The sequence below is a fragment of the Phyllobacterium calauticae genome, from assembly GCF_019991125.1.
GTDB lineage: Bacteria > Pseudomonadota > Alphaproteobacteria > Rhizobiales > Rhizobiaceae > Phyllobacterium > Phyllobacterium calauticae.
The window spans coordinates 337,228-353,018 of the sequence record NZ_JAGENB010000004.1; the positions used below are offsets into that span (position 1 = coordinate 337,228).

At 56.6% G+C, this 15,791-nt stretch carries 15 protein-coding genes; 5 read left to right on the plus strand and 10 right to left on the minus strand.

Features of this window, described 5'->3' with window-relative positions:
* Positions 1–277: 277 nt before the first annotated feature.
* The 7 genes from J1W56_RS16995 to J1W56_RS17025 all read right to left on the minus strand — a co-directional run bounded on the left by J1W56_RS16995 (position 278) and on the right by J1W56_RS17025 (position 8,105).
* A complete protein-coding gene (locus J1W56_RS16995; RefSeq protein ID WP_223614477.1) occupies positions 278–1,357 on the minus strand; it encodes a hypothetical protein in 1,080 nt (359 codons plus the stop codon).
* 287 nt (positions 1,358–1,644) lie between these two features.
* Entirely contained in the window at positions 1,645–2,964 is a 1,320-nt protein-coding gene (locus J1W56_RS17000) for an MGH1-like glycoside hydrolase domain-containing protein (protein ID WP_223614478.1), read from the minus strand.
* Between the two features lie 22 nt (positions 2,965–2,986).
* Positions 2,987–4,045 (minus strand): ABC transporter ATP-binding protein, encoded by a 1,059-nt coding sequence (locus J1W56_RS17005; protein ID WP_223614479.1) that lies wholly within the window; start codon positions 4,043–4,045, stop codon positions 2,987–2,989.
* 13 nt (positions 4,046–4,058) lie between these two features.
* Complete coding sequence (locus J1W56_RS17010) at positions 4,059–4,892, minus strand: carbohydrate ABC transporter permease (protein WP_223614480.1); 834 nt, start codon at positions 4,890–4,892, stop codon at positions 4,059–4,061.
* Positions 4,889–5,740: a carbohydrate ABC transporter permease gene (locus J1W56_RS17015; RefSeq protein WP_223614481.1), complete on the minus strand. Its 852-nt coding sequence runs from the start codon at positions 5,738–5,740 to the stop codon at positions 4,889–4,891. Before J1W56_RS17015 ends, J1W56_RS17010 begins: the two co-directional genes overlap by 4 nt.
* 36 nt (positions 5,741–5,776) lie before the next feature.
* Positions 5,777–7,054 carry an ABC transporter substrate-binding protein gene (locus tag J1W56_RS17020; protein WP_223614590.1) on the minus strand — a complete coding sequence of 426 codons (1,278 nt, stop codon included), beginning with the start codon at positions 7,052–7,054 and terminating at the stop codon, positions 5,777–5,779.
* Positions 7,055–7,070: 16 nt separating this feature from the next.
* A complete protein-coding gene (locus J1W56_RS17025; RefSeq protein WP_223614482.1) occupies positions 7,071–8,105 on the minus strand; it encodes a LacI family DNA-binding transcriptional regulator in 1,035 nt (344 codons plus the stop codon).
* A 340-nt stretch (positions 8,106–8,445) separates the two neighbouring features.
* Between J1W56_RS17025 and J1W56_RS17030 the strand changes: the two genes are divergently transcribed.
* From J1W56_RS17030 to J1W56_RS17050, 5 genes are all read left to right on the plus strand, one after another.
* Positions 8,446–9,054: a CDP-alcohol phosphatidyltransferase family protein gene (locus tag J1W56_RS17030; RefSeq protein ID WP_223614483.1), complete on the plus strand. Its 609-nt coding sequence runs from the start codon at positions 8,446–8,448 to the stop codon at positions 9,052–9,054.
* A gap of 28 nt (positions 9,055–9,082) precedes the next feature.
* Positions 9,083–10,861 (plus strand): bifunctional alpha/beta hydrolase/class I SAM-dependent methyltransferase, encoded by a 1,779-nt coding sequence (locus tag J1W56_RS17035; protein ID WP_223614484.1) that lies wholly within the window; start codon positions 9,083–9,085, stop codon positions 10,859–10,861.
* A complete protein-coding gene (locus J1W56_RS17040) occupies positions 10,858–12,192 on the plus strand; it encodes a phosphatase PAP2/dual specificity phosphatase family protein (RefSeq protein WP_223614485.1) in 1,335 nt (444 codons plus the stop codon). Before J1W56_RS17035 ends, J1W56_RS17040 begins: the two co-directional genes overlap by 4 nt.
* Before the next feature lie 159 nt (positions 12,193–12,351).
* Positions 12,352–13,008 (plus strand): lysophospholipid acyltransferase family protein, encoded by a 657-nt coding sequence (locus J1W56_RS17045; protein ID WP_223614486.1) that lies wholly within the window; start codon positions 12,352–12,354, stop codon positions 13,006–13,008.
* On the plus strand, positions 13,001–13,942 hold the full coding sequence (locus J1W56_RS17050; protein ID WP_223614487.1) for a phosphatidate cytidylyltransferase: 942 nt from the start codon (positions 13,001–13,003) through the stop codon (positions 13,940–13,942). Before J1W56_RS17045 ends, J1W56_RS17050 begins: the two co-directional genes overlap by 8 nt.
* An 87-nt stretch (positions 13,943–14,029) precedes the next feature.
* Here J1W56_RS17050 and J1W56_RS17055 read toward each other — a convergent pair whose 3' ends face one another.
* The 3 genes from J1W56_RS17055 to J1W56_RS17065 form a co-directional block, all read right to left on the minus strand.
* Complete coding sequence (locus J1W56_RS17055; RefSeq protein WP_223614488.1) at positions 14,030–14,887, minus strand: sigma-70 family RNA polymerase sigma factor; 858 nt, start codon at positions 14,885–14,887, stop codon at positions 14,030–14,032.
* Positions 14,888–14,953: 66 nt separating this feature from the next.
* Entirely contained in the window at positions 14,954–15,268 is a 315-nt protein-coding gene (locus J1W56_RS17060) for an EthD family reductase (RefSeq protein WP_223614489.1), read from the minus strand.
* Positions 15,269–15,320: 52 nt separating this feature from the next.
* A complete protein-coding gene (locus J1W56_RS17065; protein ID WP_223614490.1) occupies positions 15,321–15,626 on the minus strand; it encodes a putative quinol monooxygenase in 306 nt (101 codons plus the stop codon).
* Positions 15,627–15,791 lie beyond the last annotated feature (165 nt).

Below are 15,791 nucleotides of genomic sequence, written 5' to 3' on the forward strand. Positions count from 1 at the left end.
CCGGCGATGTCATCGCCAAGCAAGATAATCGCCCTAGAACAGTGCTCGCCATTTACATTGCGGGCTAGCTAGATATTCGGAGACGTTCTTTTGGGGAGGGTGCGGCTGCATAAGGGGCCAATCGCCAAAACATCCAACTGGCTATAGCCGCGCGCTGGTGCGCGACCCCTTAAGGTAATGCCGGCACTTCAGGCATTTCATTGCATTTGAGAGGGAAATGGGTGGAGGTTAGCGTGCGGGGCTGGAGATCCGCAGCCATATCCGGCGGATCATGTGCTTACACATGAATGAACGAAAGAATGTCGTCTACCAGCGCTGAATGGGCATTCGAGATATCGCCGCCATGCCCGCCGATGCCTGCCATTTGCAACGCATGCTGATCGTAAAGGACGTGATCAAGTTGTTGCGCATCGGCCGTGCCGCCCGCAGGTACCGCGATGTTGATCGGATGGAAATATCCTATGTTCACATCCACCATACTGCCGTTCGAAAAGCCCGACCCGCCACTTCCCGATGAATGGTTGCCGGTGAAAATCGTATCGGAACTCAGATTGAAACCGCCGCCATTGCCTCCTATGCCCGCGATCTGAATGGCGCCCTGATCGAAGATTGCGTTGTTGGTCTGATGGGCCTCAGCCGAGCCGCCTGCAGCACCGACCGCAATATTGATCGGCGAGAAAATGGCTACGTTCAGGTCGACCATGCTACCGATGAAATAGCCGTTGCCACCATGCCCCGCATACAGGTCGCCGCTATAGGTGAGCGCAGATCCGGACCCACTCGGGGAATCATGGATCGTTGTATTGTGATCACCGCCCGAGCCGCCGATCCCGCCAATCTGGGTGGTACCCTGCAGCATGGCCGAATTGTTCGATTGATCGGCAATCGCATGTGAACCCGGCCCTCCTGCTACGGCAACGTTGACCGGCACGAAACTCCCGACATCCGAGCTTACCATTCCGCCGTAGAAAATCCCGTTGCCGCCGCTGCCTGCATGATGGAGAGTGTCCCCACCGCCGCCACTGAGCACAGCGTTGCCGCTGCCCCCGTTCCCGCCCATGCCAGCCATTTCGGTGGAGTGCTGATTCATCAAGGAATTGTTGCCCTGCTGTGCCTCAACCACAGTGTGAGGACCAGCAATTGCGGCATTTGAAGGCGCGAAGATTGCCATGGGAGTGCTGCTTATGACGCCAATCGCGATGCCATCGCCGCCGCTTCCGGCTGAACTGCTCGGCACAACCTCCAGGGGAAGCCACGTTGGGACGAGCGCCAAATGCCCCGACGCAGAACCGGGAATCGCGTTCTGGCTGGTGCTCGTGTTGAGCACCCCTTCCGCTATGGGACGATTATCCGCCATCATCGTTACTCCACCCCAGTTGCGACCACCCGCCTCGCGAAGCTCTGCGGAACGCATGGTTCGACCAACCTCCATTGTGCAGTCAGATGAACAAAAAGAAGAGCCTGTAATTCATCTACAGCCATCTGGGCGTAGGGATAGCTATTTGGCCGTAGTCTTTTTCGGGCAAAATCACGTTGCATCTGCCTGTGAGAATTGTCCCGACAATCAGGATTTCGGCGGTTCTTAACGCAAGGGGACAGCCAAGCTGGGGCGTTTCGCTGCACGGCGCTTCGCCAAGCGCATTACTACGATGGGCTTGTAAGCTCCGGTCGCTCGCGCCTCATTGAGCCATCTACCTTCAAACGCAAAAGCTCGATATAGGCTGCTGCCGTCCAGGAGAAACCCAATCCGCCACAACCTTCACCGGTCAAAGGGTCGAAATACTCGGCAAAGCCATTTACTTCGATGGCTCTTACCGTGGAAAGACGCAATTTCTCGGCCATTGTATCTTTGCCGTTGCGTTGCAGACCATCAATCAGCAGCCAGTTGATGACCGCCCAGACCGGACCGCGCCAATACCGCTTTGCCTCGAAACCGGAATAAGATGGTTGTGTCGATGGGAACAGTACTTTCAGCCCATCAGACCAAGCGTTCATTTCAGCAATTACTTCTTCCAGCACGGTCTGTTCCAGATCAAGCGCCAGGAGCGGACAGAAACAGGCCTGCGTCGGCGCTTCAATATCAGTGTCTGAAATCAGGTCACGCGAAACGAAGCGGCGCAGTTCGGGCCGCCATTGCGCCAGCAGCGCCTTGCGGGATCGAGCATTGACTGTCTCGAGCTCCTCCGCGTCGGCCTCCTGGCCAAATTCGCGGGCGAGTTCGAGCAGCGCTTCGCCGGATGCCAAAAGAATGGCCGTCGTCTGGATTTCTGCGACTTTGAAGGGAGCGGCTGCCCATTGCTCCGCGGGATTCCACCCGCACGCGGCGTAGGTATCGACCAGATGAATAAAGCGGCGATAATCCTCGTCATGCGGCCGCATGGCAGCGTCCACATGGCCGGTATCCTTGCGAATAACTTCGGTTTTCGTCGTTGTGGGAACGCGGGCCAGCGCAATATCCCAGGCTGGCGAATTGTCGCTGCCACTTTCCCATGGATGCAGCAGCGCGACCAGTCCCGTGCTCTCCGGATCGCGGGCTTCATACCACCAGCGGTGCCAGCGCAACGCCGCATCATAGAGGAACCGGCTGCGTTCCCCGGTGCCCGTTCGTCCCTGACGTTTTGCAGCATCATGGACTTTTTTCAGCGCCATTCCGAAGACAGGAGGTTGGGTAATACCTGAAGTGGCAGTGGTGTGGTGTGCGCGCCAGACATTCGGACCCGGAAAATATGTGTCACTTGGCGCGTGGAAAACTATATGCGGGATCATTCCATCGGCCCATTGGCCCTCGATCAACCGCTCAAGTTCACGATAGGCGCGCGGAACATCATAGGTCGCAAAACCCATTGCGACGAATGCGGAATCCCAGTTCCACTGGAATGGATAGAGCCGATCGGTCGGCACTGTGTAACCGCCGCGATCATTGGCGGCCAGAATTTGGCGCGCGTCTTCAAGATAATCAGTCATGGCTTCCCGTTCGAAGGTGGAGTTATGCAATGGGGTGATTGAGGGAAAGACCGGTTTCAGGCGAAAGCCATGTCAAACGGTCTGCATCGAGCTTGAGGCCAATCGCGTCACCGGCCCTGACCGTTTCGCTCGGCGGCAGGATCACGCGCACGGGCTGTTCCGCGACGGTACCCGTCAAGAGCAGATGCGAGCCCATTGGTTCAGCCACGCGCACGTCGAGGCGCAAACCTTCAGCAAGCGGAGCGATCGAAACATTTTCGCCGCGAAGACCAAGCACAATGTCGCTGCCCGAATGAGCGGGCACAGCATGGCTGGTATTGCCGAGCTTTACAGTGCCATTCGTGACTGGTAGCCGGATAAAATTCATCGGCGGGCTGCCCATGAAACCACCGACGAAGCGGCTCGCCGGGTGGCTGTAAATATCGACAGGCGCGCCGACCTGCTCGATGCGGCCATTGTACATGACGGCGATACGATCGGAGAGGCCCATGGCCTCGGTCTGGTCGTGGGTCACATAGATGGTCGTCGTTCCCGACGCCAGCAGAACGGCTTTCAATTCCGTGCGCATTTCAAGGCGAAGCAGAGCATCGAGGTTTGAAAGCGGCTCGTCCATCAGCAGCACTTTCGGCTCGACTGCCAGCGCGCGGGCAACAGCTACGCGCTGGCGCTGGCCGCCGGAGAGCTTGTTCGGATAGCGATCAAGGTAGGGTTCGATATGCAGGAGCGCTGCAGCCTTGCCGACCTGTCTTTTCACTCGCTGCCCATCGGCCCTTTGCATACGCAGACCGAAGGCTACATTCTCGAACACTGTCATGTGGGGGAAGACCGCATAGTTCTGGAAAACCATGGCCAAGCCACGATCCTTCGGTGCCAGCCCGTTGATGGGAGTGCCGCCAATCAAAAGCTTGCCTGACGTTTCGGTTTCGAGCCCGGCAATGATCCTCAGCAATGTGGTTTTGCCGCAACCCGACGGTCCCAACAGAGAAACAAACTCGCCGTCGCGTATTTCGAGCGATATTTCCTTCAATGCCTCGAATGTACCAAAGGTCTTTTTAATGCGATCAATGACGATATTGGCCACGATGGTCGCTCCCTTATTTGCTGGAAATACCCCATATTGCGAACAGGTAGCGCCGGACCGCGAATATGAAGATGACGGAGGGAAGGATAAGCAGCAGGCCACCGGCAAAGCGGTAGTGCAGCGGGCTTTCAGCGAGAACAGTCAGAAGATAAGCCGTCAGTGTACGGTGCCGGACTGTCAAAACGGAGGCGGCAAAGACCTCGTTCCAGGAAATGACAAAGGCAAAGACCGCCGTTGCGGCAAGTCCCGGCAGTGCCAGCGGTGCAACAATACGGAAAAAGGCCTGGGGACGCGAACAACCGAACACCCATGCAGCCTCTTCGAGTTCTCGTGGTACACCCATGAAAATGCCCTGCGTGACGAGAGCGGCAAAGGGCAGGGCCAAAACCGTGTGCACCAGCCCGACACCGATGATGGTGTCGTAAAGGCCGATCCGAATGAAGGACACGGTCAACGGCAGGGCTAGGATGGCGAGTGGAAAAGCCCGGGTCAGAAGCACGAGTAGACGAAAGCTGTCCTTGCCCTTGAAATTGTAGCGGGCGAGCGCATAACCGGCAGGCGCTCCGATCAGAACGGACAGGACAACGGTGACCGCCGCTGCGCCAAGCGAGTTCATGAAAGCGCCGGCCACGCCTTCGGTTTTCAAAAAGAGCAGAAACGGCTCGAAAGAAACACCGGCCGGGAAAGCGGTTTTCGGCCATTGATAGACCCCGCCTCGCCCGCCAAACGCGCCGAGTGCTACCAGGTAGATCGGGACGAGAACCCAGGCACAAAGCACCGCGATGCCGCTCCAAAGAAGAACAGACCGGGCCGAACCGAAGCTTGACGGTTGGGAGCTGGTGCTCATGGCAGGCGCTCCGGATCAACCCTGACGGCTTTGAGATACACAAACGTGGCCGCCAGCGAGATGATCATGATCAGCACCGCATAGGCTGCAGCTACGCCATAATTCTGGTTCTGGTTTTGCCAGGTGTAGGCTTCGCCAACAAGCACAGGCATGTTGCTTCCACCCAATGCATAGACCACGGCGAAAACCTCGAAGGCGAGAACTGTCCTGAGGATCAATGCGGATTGAAGAGCAGGTTTGATCAAGGGCAATGTGATGCGGAAAAACCGCGTCCAGCGGCCCGCGCCGAAGACTTCCGCCGCTTCGCCAAATTCCTTTGGCACCTGATTGAGACCTGCCACAATGATGACCATGACAATGGCGGTGCCACGCCAGATTTCAGCGACAGCAATAGCAAAAAACAAGGCTATCGGCGTCTGATAGGACAGCCAGTTGGCCGGCCTCTCCATGAGACCAAGAGTGAACAGCATGCTGTTCAGATAGCCACTGTTCTGCAGGATCGACAACCAGACGAGGCCCGCCGCGAGATCGGAAATGCCAAGTGGAATTGTCCATATCCAGAGAATGGTTTCGCGGCCGGCACCAACTTTGGCGACCATGGAACCCATTGCCAGGGCAATCATGATCTGGATCGGTACAACCGCAAGTGTCAGCAGGAACGTGTTGCGGATGGCCGAGCGAAAGTTCAAATCCCCCGCCATGGTTTGCAGATTGGCAAGAGAAGGCATGCCGCCTTCGGAAATCGCGAGCCAGATTGTCTGGACCAACGGCAAAAGAAAGAGCAGCGCGAGAAAGATCACGCAGGGCGCGATCAGGACATAGGGAATCCAGGACTTGTCGTTCTGCATGATCAACTTCTCGGGGAGTGTGCACGTCCAATGATATTATTCGACGGGACAGGAACCTTGGCTTGGTGCATCCGGTGCCCAGCAAGGGGCGCCCGTATCACCGATCAGTTTGCTCAGGCTCGCGGCTTGCTGGCTCAAGACATCGGTTACCGGTTCCCCGCGAATGACGATCCGCTGGAATGCATCCATATAGACTTTGTTGAACTCGCCACCGCGATCCCCAAGACCCACCGGCAACAGTGAAATGACAGCATCGGGTGCCTGCTGCGTTGCCTGCACGCCGGCGGCCAGCATGGCAATGCCCGGTTCAATATCCGCCGGAAGTTTTGCGTCGACCGTTGGAAAGAAGCCAACATTCCTTGCCGTGAGAATTTGCGTTTCCGGTTTGACCAAATGTTCGATGACGCCTTTGGCTCCCGTTTCATCAGGTGCCCCTTGCGGGATTGCCAAGCCAGCCACGACAGGCATGTAGCCGCGCCCCTTCGGGCCAGCCGGAGCAGGGAAGATCACGTACTGGTCCGGCTGTGACGCGACGGCTTCTTTCAGCCGGGCGATATGATCCCAGGCAACCCATACTTCATCGGCAAGCAAGGGCTCCTGCATAAAATTGTAGTTGGTGGAATTGGGATTGACGACAGCCCAGAGCTTTTTGAAGCTTTCCCATCCCTTGGCCGCATCCGCGGATTTGAATGGGCGAACGACACCGCCCGTAAAGGACGGATAGAAATATCCTTGGAAATAGCGCGCCATCAGACCTTTGGGTCCAGCGGGAAAGCCGATACGCGGTTGTCCGGTCTCGGTTTGCATCTTCTGACCCCATTCAATGAGCTGATCATAGGTCAGTTTGTTGATGTCAGCCCCCGCAGGCAAATACTGGAGTGCCTGTTTGTTGGCCGCCATCACATAGGTGGCCTGCATCCACGGGATATATTGCTGTTTGTCCTTACCGAGTTTTCCAAGATCAAGAAGTGCCTTTGGCATGCCATTGTCGGCAAGTTGCTTAGCCAGGTCGTCAAGCGGCACAAAGCCGTCCTTCGATGCAATGGGGGACAACTCGCCATGAAGTGCGCCGACAAGACTGATTGTATGTTTTCCCGCCTGGCGCTCGGCTTCCATGCGCACGGCAAATTGTGGCGGTTCTTCAACGACATACTCCACGGGGGCGGCCAGACCCTTCAGGATCACATTGCGCACGGCCGTTGCCTCTTCAATGGGACGCAGCTGGGTTGATAGAAAAACTGTTTCGGCCTTGGCGACGGTAGCAGTCAAAAAGCCAGAGGCCGCGAGCAGCCCGATAAGCAGGGATCGTTTCATTGCTTCTCCTCCATTATTATTCGTGAATGCCTGCGTCATTGTCGGCCAGCCGTTGCGACCGGCAATGACTGGCGCGCGGTATGAATTCGATGGGGTGTATTTCCTGGAGGGATTCCGGCGCCTCGCCATCGATGGCACGCAACAGCAGAGAAGCGATGCGAACGCCAATGTCTTCGCCAGTCACGCGCATGGTCGAAAGTGGCGGATCCGTAAAAGCACTCATAGGCAAGTCGTCATGTCCGGTAATACAAACGGTGTTGCCGCCAGCAACTTCACGCAATGCCCGCAATGCGCCGACCGCCATTTCATCGGTTGCGCAAAGAATGGCTGTGGGTTTGACGGGACCGCTCATCAGCGCCTTTGCAGCGGCATATCCGCCATGCTCAGTGGGTTCGCCTTCAGCCATGAGTTCCGATGCAAGCCCGGCCCGGCGAAGGGCATCCTCCCACCCCAAGCGCCGGTGATGGGCGAAGGAAAATTCCTGAGGCCCCGCCACATGCCCGATATGTGTATGGCCATCGGCAATGAAACGCAGTGTGGCATCCCGAAAGCCGGAGAAGCCGTCACCGTCAAGAAATGCATGCGGTTTCGCCGATTCCGTCCGGCCATGTGTAACAAACGGGACGCCCCGTGACTGAAGCAATTCCACGCGCTCATCATGACGCCTTGTACGGACAAGCAGCATGGCATCGACCCGCTGTCCGTCGATGAAGCGCCGACACATTTCGAGTTCACTCTGCCCGCGCGGGACAGGTGCAATGACAAGGTTGAGGCCCGAAATGGCCAGATGCTCCGCGCATGCGGAGAGGATATCGAGAAAATGCGGTGGTCCGATATGACCCGGGGCAGTTGGAAGCGTCACTGCGACAAGTTCAGCGCGTTGCCGCCGCAGACGCCGCGCTGAAGCATTCGGCTGATATCCCGTCTTGGCCACAGCTTCGAGCACGCGCGCCTTTGTCTTGGCCGAGACGTCAGAATAACCGTCAAGCGCCCGCGATACCGTGGTGATGGATAGGCCGAGCGATTGCGCAAGTTGTTTCAGATTGGACATGCCCCCTCCCAGAAGTGTGCGGTATAATTTTCCAAAACGTTTTGGATGTCAATTATCAATACAAAAATTGAAGAATGGGCCTGATTTTGGGTCGTAAGGCTGAGAGGAACAATGTGCTGAAACCCTCACTAGCGGCTTCGATGTGCCAAAAAGGAAGTCGGTAACATCATCGCGACAGAAAAGGCGCCCGCTCTCGGAGTTAAATCAGCGGCTTTTATGATAGACTCGGAAGTGATTTCATTTCCGAAACAAATATCTCATGCAGGAAAACCAGTCCGAAGTGGATTTTCTGCTACAAGCTGTTGAGTGGTGAAATTAAGCACAACCATGGGGAGATTTCATGCCGACGCTTTATTCCATCAAACCAGCTTTTCAGAACCTGCTCCGTCCCCTGGCTGCTGGACTCGTTTCCGCTGGCGCCACCGCAAATCAGGTGACCATCGCCGCAACAATCATCTCGGTTGTAGCGGGTGTGTTGATTGCTTTTTTCCCGGAGAATGCGTTGCTTTTCTGGCTATTGCCGTTGGTGCTTTTTGTCCGCATGGCACTCAATGCCATTGATGGAATGATGGCTCGTGAATTCGGACAGGCATCGAAACTCGGCGCGTATCTGAATGAGCTTGGTGATATCGTTTCGGATGTGGCCTTGATCCTTCCATTCGCACTTGTTGCACCGTTTGCCACTGCAGGGGTGGTTGCTTTTGCCGTCACAGCGATGATTGCCGAATATGCCGGCGTGCTCGGGGTCATGACCGGCGGCGGGCGTGGTTATGACGGACCATTCGGAAAAAGCGACCGCGCATTGGCTCTCGGCATCATAGCCGCGCTTATCGGTAGTGGCATCATCCTGCCCTCATGGTTCGGCTGGGTTTTTCCCCTCATGGCCCTGCTATCCGTTGTCACCGCCGTGAATCGTGTTCGTGCGGGCCTACGCCGCGCCAATTCCTGAAAATCAATTCTGCTTCCGGAGCGAGCCTATGTCGACAGATCCATCCTCCAGTCCTGCGGCATCAGATGCAGTAGAGGAAAGTACCTTTCCCACCGACGACGGGACCGAACTTTTCTATCGGAAATGGCCGGCCAGATCGGGAAAGCCGAGGGGTGCAATTATTCTTCTGCATCGTGGCCACGAACATGGTGGACGCGTTGCACATCTGGTTGAGGAACTTGGCCTTGGCGATTTCACTTTCTATGCCTGGGATGCCCGCGGCCATGGCCGTTCACCGGGCGAACGCGGCTACTCCCCATCCTTTGCAGCATCGGTGCGCGATCTCGACAGTTTCGTAGAGCACATATGCAGAACCGGCGGTTTTGCCATTGAGGACATTGCTGTTATCGCCCAGTCGGTAGGTGCCGTGCTCGCTGCAACGTGGGTCCATGACTATGCGCCGCGTATCCGGGCGCTTGTACTGGCTTCTCCGGCTTTCAGTGTGAAACTCTACGTTCCATTCGCTCGTGAAGGCATCTGGCTCTGGCAGAAATTGAAAGGACAATTCTTCGTCAATTCCTACGTCAAGGCCAAGTTTCTTACCCATGATCCCGCGCGCATCGCGTCGTTCGACAATGACCCGTTGGTCACGCGGGCCATCGCATCGAATATACTGCTCGATCTTTATACAAACGCTGAACGAGTGGTCGCGGATGCCCGCGCGATCACCGTACCGACGCAGTTACTTATCTCCGGCAGTGACTGGGTCGTCCGGCACGGGCCCCAGCATCGCTTCTATGAAAATCTGGCCCACCCCCTCAAAGAGCGCCACGTGCTCAGGGGATTTTACCACGACACTCTTGGCGAGAAGGAGCGCGCAATTGCCGTGGCACATGCGCGCCGGTTCATTCTTGCATGCTTCGACACAGAACCGGAGCCGCTGGATGTAACGAACGCCCATCAGACGGGCTTTACCCGCGATGAACAGGACATGCTGTCATCCCCGCACGACCTGCTTTCCTTGAAAGGTCTCTATTGGGCGATCTACCGCTCGTCCATCCGCTTCAGTGCATTGTTCTCGAAGGGACTGAAAACAGGCGTAGAGACCGGTTTCGACTCCGGCTCAACCCTCGACTATGTCTATGAGAACGAACCGAGGGGAATGGGACCGGGCGGCAGGCTCATCGACAAGCAATTCCTGAATGCGATCGGCTGGCGGGGCATTCGTCAGCGCAAGCTGCATCTGCAAGAGCTTATCGGCTTCGCCCTGACAAGACTGCAGGATGCCGGCCGCACGACACATATTCTCGATATCGCAGCCGGTCATGGCCGTTATGTCCTCGATGCGATTGCCAAATCCGCAGTCAAGCCGACAAGCGTCCGGCTGCAGGACTATGCGCCGATCAATGTCGATGCCGGACGCAAATCCATCGCCGAGAGAGGCATCCAGGATATAGCGAGCTTTCATCAGGCGGATGCTTTCGATGCCGAACAACTGGCTGCAATCCAACCCGCGCCCGATCTTGCGATTGTATCCGGCCTTTACGAACTCTTTCCCGACAACGCGCTTATAAAGCGCTCGCTTGGCGGGCTTGCAACGTCGATGCAATCCGGCAGCTTGCTGATCTACACCAACCAGCCGTGGCATCCGCAACTGGAAATGATTGCACGTGCGCTCACCTCGCACCGTGGCGGCGAAGCATGGGTCATGCGCCGCCGGACGCAGGCTGAAATGGATCAGCTGGTTGCGGCAGCGGGTTTCAGGAAGATCGACCAGCTTGTTGATGAATGGGGCATATTCACTGTTTCCATCGCTGAGCGCACATGACCGAAAACACCGTCGCACAGACGCGCTTGAACCGGGCCGTCGCAAAACGTGCACTGATCTGGCTCATCTGCCTCGCACCATTGTTCTACGCGACCTATGGGACAGCCAATTGGCTTGCCTCGCAGCGGGAGAACGTTCCAAATATCACCTTTGCCTGGGAACAAGCCATTCCCTTCATTGCCTGGACCATTTTCCCCTATTGGTCGATCAACCTGTTCTACGGACTTTCCTTGTTCTTTAACGATACGACTGCTGAGGTCGATCGCCTGGCGAAGCGTTACCTGACAGCACAGATCATCGCGGTTACCTGCTTCATCGCGTTTCCCCTGACCGTCATCTTCCACAAGCCGCCGACCAGCGGCGCATCAGGCTTCCTGTTCGATATGCTGGGTGGCTTCGACAAGCCCTTCAACCAGGCGCCCTCCCTACATATCGCTCTCCTGGCGATTATCTGGACGCATTGGCGCGTTCGTCTGTCAGGCATTGTTCTTTGGATCTGGCATCTCTGGTGTGCATTGATCGGCATTTCCGTTCTCACGACCTATCAGCATCATTTTATCGATATCCCCACCGGTCTGCTTTTGGGTCTTTTTGCTCTCTGGCTCTTCCCGGCACACATGCCCTCACCCGTGGCCGCATTCCGCTTGACCGATGATCCCAAGGCACGGCGCATTGGCACCTATTATGCAATGGCCAGTCTGATCTTCTTGCTTGCGACAATTATCGGAACGCCGACATCGGCGGCATTCCTGTTTTTCCTGTGGCCGGCGCTGGCCCTCCTGCTTGTATCAATCGGCTATTTCGGTGCGGGCACCGCCGTCTTTCAGAAGTGCGCTGACGGCACGCTTTCCCTCGCCAGCACATGGCTGTTGGCCCCTTGCCGCCTGGGTGCCATTGTCAACAGCCGAATCTGGACACGCCAGCTCCCGCCCTCTGTTGCCATTGGCAAGAACGTGCATTTGGGGCGGCTGCCGCGGGTATCTGAACTATCGAAATTCATGACCGTCATTGACCTGACCGCCGAACTGGCAAAGCCTTCCGGCGTGGAGATTGCATGGCTGTCGTTCCCGGCGCTTGATCTCGTTTCGCCTCGACACGATGAATTGCGCAACGCGGCCGACGCCATCGAACTTGCCCGGCGCAAGGGGCCCGTTCTCGTTTGCTGTGCGCTTGGATTCCAGCGCAGTGCGGCAGCAATCGCCGTTTGGCTTTTGCAGTATGGCGATGTCAAAACCGCAGCCGAAGCAATCGAAAAAATCGAAGCCGGGGGCAGGCGTATTCATCTGACGGAAGGCATGCTGCTTTTTGCTCAAGAGACGAAACAAAGATGAATGGACAGGCCTCTGCACTCGCCGACCGATTGCACGCCAAGGTAGCAGCGATCACGTCATGGCTGCAACAAACCGCCTCTTGTTGAAACTGCATCTTGCTTTTACATTTTTTCTTGTTCTATTCGCTGTAATTACAACCTATGGGTTGTGGGGGCGCATATGAATGCAAGAGAAACGTTAAGGCGAATTTCCGCCATGGTGCTGGCCGGATTGGCTCGCGGCATTACGGGCGTGCGCCCGATCTGGCAGGGATGCGCGCCTTCGGACCGGCAGCGCATTTTCTTTGCGAACCATTGCAGTCATGGCGATTTTATTCTGCTTTCCTCCAGCCTGCCGCCACGCGAGCGGCAGCGCACACGTGCCGTTGCAGGTGCCGATTATTGGAAGCGCAATAAATTGCGGAACATTCTCGCCAAGGACTTGCTGAACACCGTGCTGGTTGACCGCAATTGGGTCGAGCGTTCGGAGGATCCGATGGTCGTCATGCTCGATGCATTGCAGGAAGGAAGCTCACTCATTGTCTTTCCCGAAGGCACGCGCAACATGACCGAGGAACCGTTGCTGCGCTTCCGCTCCGGTCTCTATAATCTTGCTGTGGCCCGGCCGGACGTGGAGCTTATTCCCTGCTGGATCGAGAATATGTCACGCGTCTTGCCGAAAGGTACCTTCCTGCCAGTCCCACTCCTGTGCCGCGTTGTCTTTGGCTCGCCAATCGCACTTGAACCAAATGAAGACCGGAAAGAGTTTCTTCAAAGGGCGCGCCAATCTCTGCTCGATCTTTCGCCGGAACATCAGAAAGCACTCAATCATGGCTGAAACGGTCTGGCTCTTTCTCGGCCTGCTCGGCGTGCTCACGTTCGCCAGTGCCATTGCAACAATGCTTACGTGGAAAAGCCGGCGCACGGCGGAGGTCTTGCCATCAACGCTCGTGAACCTCAATTCACGCATAAAGGCGTGGTGGATCATGATCGGCGGCATTTCCGTCGCTTTTCTTTTCGGTAAAAATGGCGTCATTTTCCTGTTCGCCTTTGTCTCCTTTGCTTCGCTGCGTGAATATGTGACGCTCACCCATACGCGGCGCGGCGATCATCGTATTATCATCGGCATGTTCCTCGTCATCATTCCTATCCAATATTACCTTCTCTGGATTGAATGGTATGGGCTCTATTCCATCTTTGTGCCGGTCTACTGCTTCCTTGCCATGCCCGCCTTGACGGCAATTTCGGGCGATACGGAGCGCTTTCTCGAGCGCGTGAGCGAACAGCAATGGGGCATCATGCTGTCGGTCTATTGCATCAGCCATGTCCCTGCCCTGCTCACACTTTCCATCCCCGGTTTTCAGGGCAAGGGATTGCTTTTGATCGCATTCCTGATCGCGACTGTTCAGGGGAGTGATGTGCTGCAATATGTGTTCGGCAAGCTTTTCGGCAAACACAAGGTTGCACCGAAAATCTCTCCCTCCAAAACCTGGGAGGGTCTGATCGGCGGCATTGTCAGCGCATCATTGCTCGGCGCAGCGCTGACGTGGTTGACACCATTCAGCGTCCTGCAAGCCGGGCTCATGGCGGGACTTGCCTGCATTATGGGATTTTTCGGCGGACTTGTTGCTTCGGCGATCAAGCGCGACCGCGGCGTCAAGGATTGGGGCCACATGATCGAGGGGCACGGCGGCATGCTCGACCGGGCGGACAGCTTGATTTTCGCCGCACCGGTCTTCTTTCACATCGTTCGCTATTTCTGGGCAGCATGAAGTAAACCCGCCGGCACGAGATCGTGCAGCAAATGGCCGGATCGCTGATAGCCTCGCCGGTTGGGGTTGGAACTCGACCATAACCGTTTAGCCCAACTGCACCCAATTTATGCCTTCGAGCACATAGGGCGCGAACAGGAAATCGCGGATCTCGATAATCCGGCTATCCGACCAGCCGATCAGGACAAAATGCGCAGGTCTGTCCATCGGGCCGGTGCTGTCGAAGACGAGCATGGCCGGCTGCCCTTCAACCGCACCGAAGGCGAACCGCCATTTCGTCTCTTCCGCATAGCGTGTGAAATAAAGGCCAATCTTGTCACGCCCTTTCCATTCGAGCCGGTTCACCAGATCGAGCTTGACGTCATCGGCGAGCATGGCGCGGATTGCATCAAAATTACCGCTTCGAAACAGATGGACATACGCTGTGATCTTCCGCCGGTCCGGATCGGACATCAGCGGTAACCGGGTATCTTCAGGCGCCTGCGCGAGTTGCCGCAGCGCTACACGCCCGCGCTGAAGCGCCGATTTGGCCGCGGCCGGCGTGCTGCCGGCGATCGCCGCGATCTCTTCGACCGAGTGGCCAAGGACGTCCTTGAGAATCACGGCGCAGCGCTGAAGTTCGGGCAGTCGCAGAAACGTTTGAAAGCCGACCGCGACGATATCCGCCTCGGGCATCATTGCATCTTCCAGATCTTCGGTGAGCGAGACAACGTTGCTGCGGGAGCGTCGGCGCAGGAAATCCAAACTCGTATTGTGGGCGATACGGAACAGCCAGGCTTCGAGATTTTCAACAATCGTGCCTTCCGCGCGCGCCCGCAGGGCCTTGATCAGGGTATCTTGCAGCACATCCTCACCGTCCACACTCGAACCGGTCATACGCGCGCAGTAGCGGTGAAGCCGCGGCCGCAGCGCTTTCAGTCGATCCTCGAATTCGTCCGTATTCATGTGTCGAGACCTATAGTGCTTCCACTCTGTTCCGCCAGGGATTGGATACCAATATCACGGCTGGGTTCAAACCTCTCTGTTGTCAAAGAGGAACATTTGAACGCCCGAGTCATCCGGCGCAAAAATCCGGCGATCCTCCCCGGCTGCCCGTCCCTCCGCGCTTGCAAACGCCCTTTCGATCGCCGCAAGGTCGTCGAAATACAAGGTTCCAATCCGATGGATATCAGGGGTTCCCAGCGGTGTCGCGATGGGACCGTCGCTGACCTCGTATTTCCGGAGACCCGGAATCTTCTTGGCGAGAGGCACGTGGATATCGAAGTAATGTCGATCAAATGCCTCTACGTCCTTCGGTGTCCGGTAAATCACGACCATCCGGGCCATTGCGGTTCTCCTTTGTAAATTGTGTGGCACAAACTTACTTGTGTGTTCACCCTCACCGGACTTCGCTCAACACCGCCGAGCCCATGACCGAGTCCAAGCTCGCCAACTCGATGATCTTCGGAAAATAGGCTTGCATGTGCGGATCGCTGCGCATTGCCTCGACGGCTGCCGGGTTCTCCCACTCGGAGTAAATGACCACACCGGCGCCGTCCTTTGCCGCGATCAGCCGGGTTGTCTTCCATCCGGGGAGCATGCGGACCACCGTATCGATGTTCTGCTTCAAGAGCGCTATCAGCGCCTCCTGCTTCCCGGGTTTAACCTTCAGCAGATTGATCAAAATGACGGATTCGTCGGACATGGCATATCTCCTTCTGTTTCGGATACACCAAGGACGACCCGAAGGATTAAAACGGATCGCGGCGCAGAAGATTTTTCGGTTATCTGTCGAAAGAGCGTGCTTTGCCGAGTTTTGCAACGCCAGTTGCAATGACCCGACACAGCCAGGCATCGTTGACACAGGGCA

Coding starts and splice junctions, on each gene's coding strand:
- J1W56_RS17050 (WP_223614487.1), top strand. CDS start 13,001: ATGGCTGAAACGGTCTGGCTCTTTCTCGGCCTGCTCGGCGTGCTCACG.
- J1W56_RS17015 (WP_223614481.1), bottom strand. CDS start 5,740: ATGCAGAACGACAAGTCCTGGATTCCCTATGTCCTGATCGCGCCCTGC.
- J1W56_RS17055 (WP_223614488.1), bottom strand. CDS start 14,887: ATGAATACGGACGAATTCGAGGATCGACTGAAAGCGCTGCGGCCGCGG.
- J1W56_RS17040 (WP_223614485.1), top strand. CDS start 10,858: ATGACCGAAAACACCGTCGCACAGACGCGCTTGAACCGGGCCGTCGCA.
- J1W56_RS17020 (WP_223614590.1), bottom strand. CDS start 7,054: ATGAAACGATCCCTGCTTATCGGGCTGCTCGCGGCCTCTGGCTTTTTG.
- J1W56_RS17025 (WP_223614482.1), bottom strand. CDS start 8,105: ATGTCCAATCTGAAACAACTTGCGCAATCGCTCGGCCTATCCATCACC.
- J1W56_RS17035 (WP_223614484.1), top strand. CDS start 9,083: ATGTCGACAGATCCATCCTCCAGTCCTGCGGCATCAGATGCAGTAGAG.
- J1W56_RS17030 (WP_223614483.1), top strand. CDS start 8,446: ATGCCGACGCTTTATTCCATCAAACCAGCTTTTCAGAACCTGCTCCGT.
- J1W56_RS17010 (WP_223614480.1), bottom strand. CDS start 4,892: ATGAGCACCAGCTCCCAACCGTCAAGCTTCGGTTCGGCCCGGTCTGTT.
- J1W56_RS17000 (WP_223614478.1), bottom strand. CDS start 2,964: ATGACTGATTATCTTGAAGACGCGCGCCAAATTCTGGCCGCCAATGAT.
- J1W56_RS16995 (WP_223614477.1), bottom strand. CDS start 1,357: ATGGCGGATAATCGTCCCATAGCGGAAGGGGTGCTCAACACGAGCACC.
- J1W56_RS17045 (WP_223614486.1), top strand. CDS start 12,352: ATGAATGCAAGAGAAACGTTAAGGCGAATTTCCGCCATGGTGCTGGCC.
- J1W56_RS17060 (WP_223614489.1), bottom strand. CDS start 15,268: ATGGCCCGGATGGTCGTGATTTACCGGACACCGAAGGACGTAGAGGCA.
- J1W56_RS17065 (WP_223614490.1), bottom strand. CDS start 15,626: ATGTCCGACGAATCCGTCATTTTGATCAATCTGCTGAAGGTTAAACCC.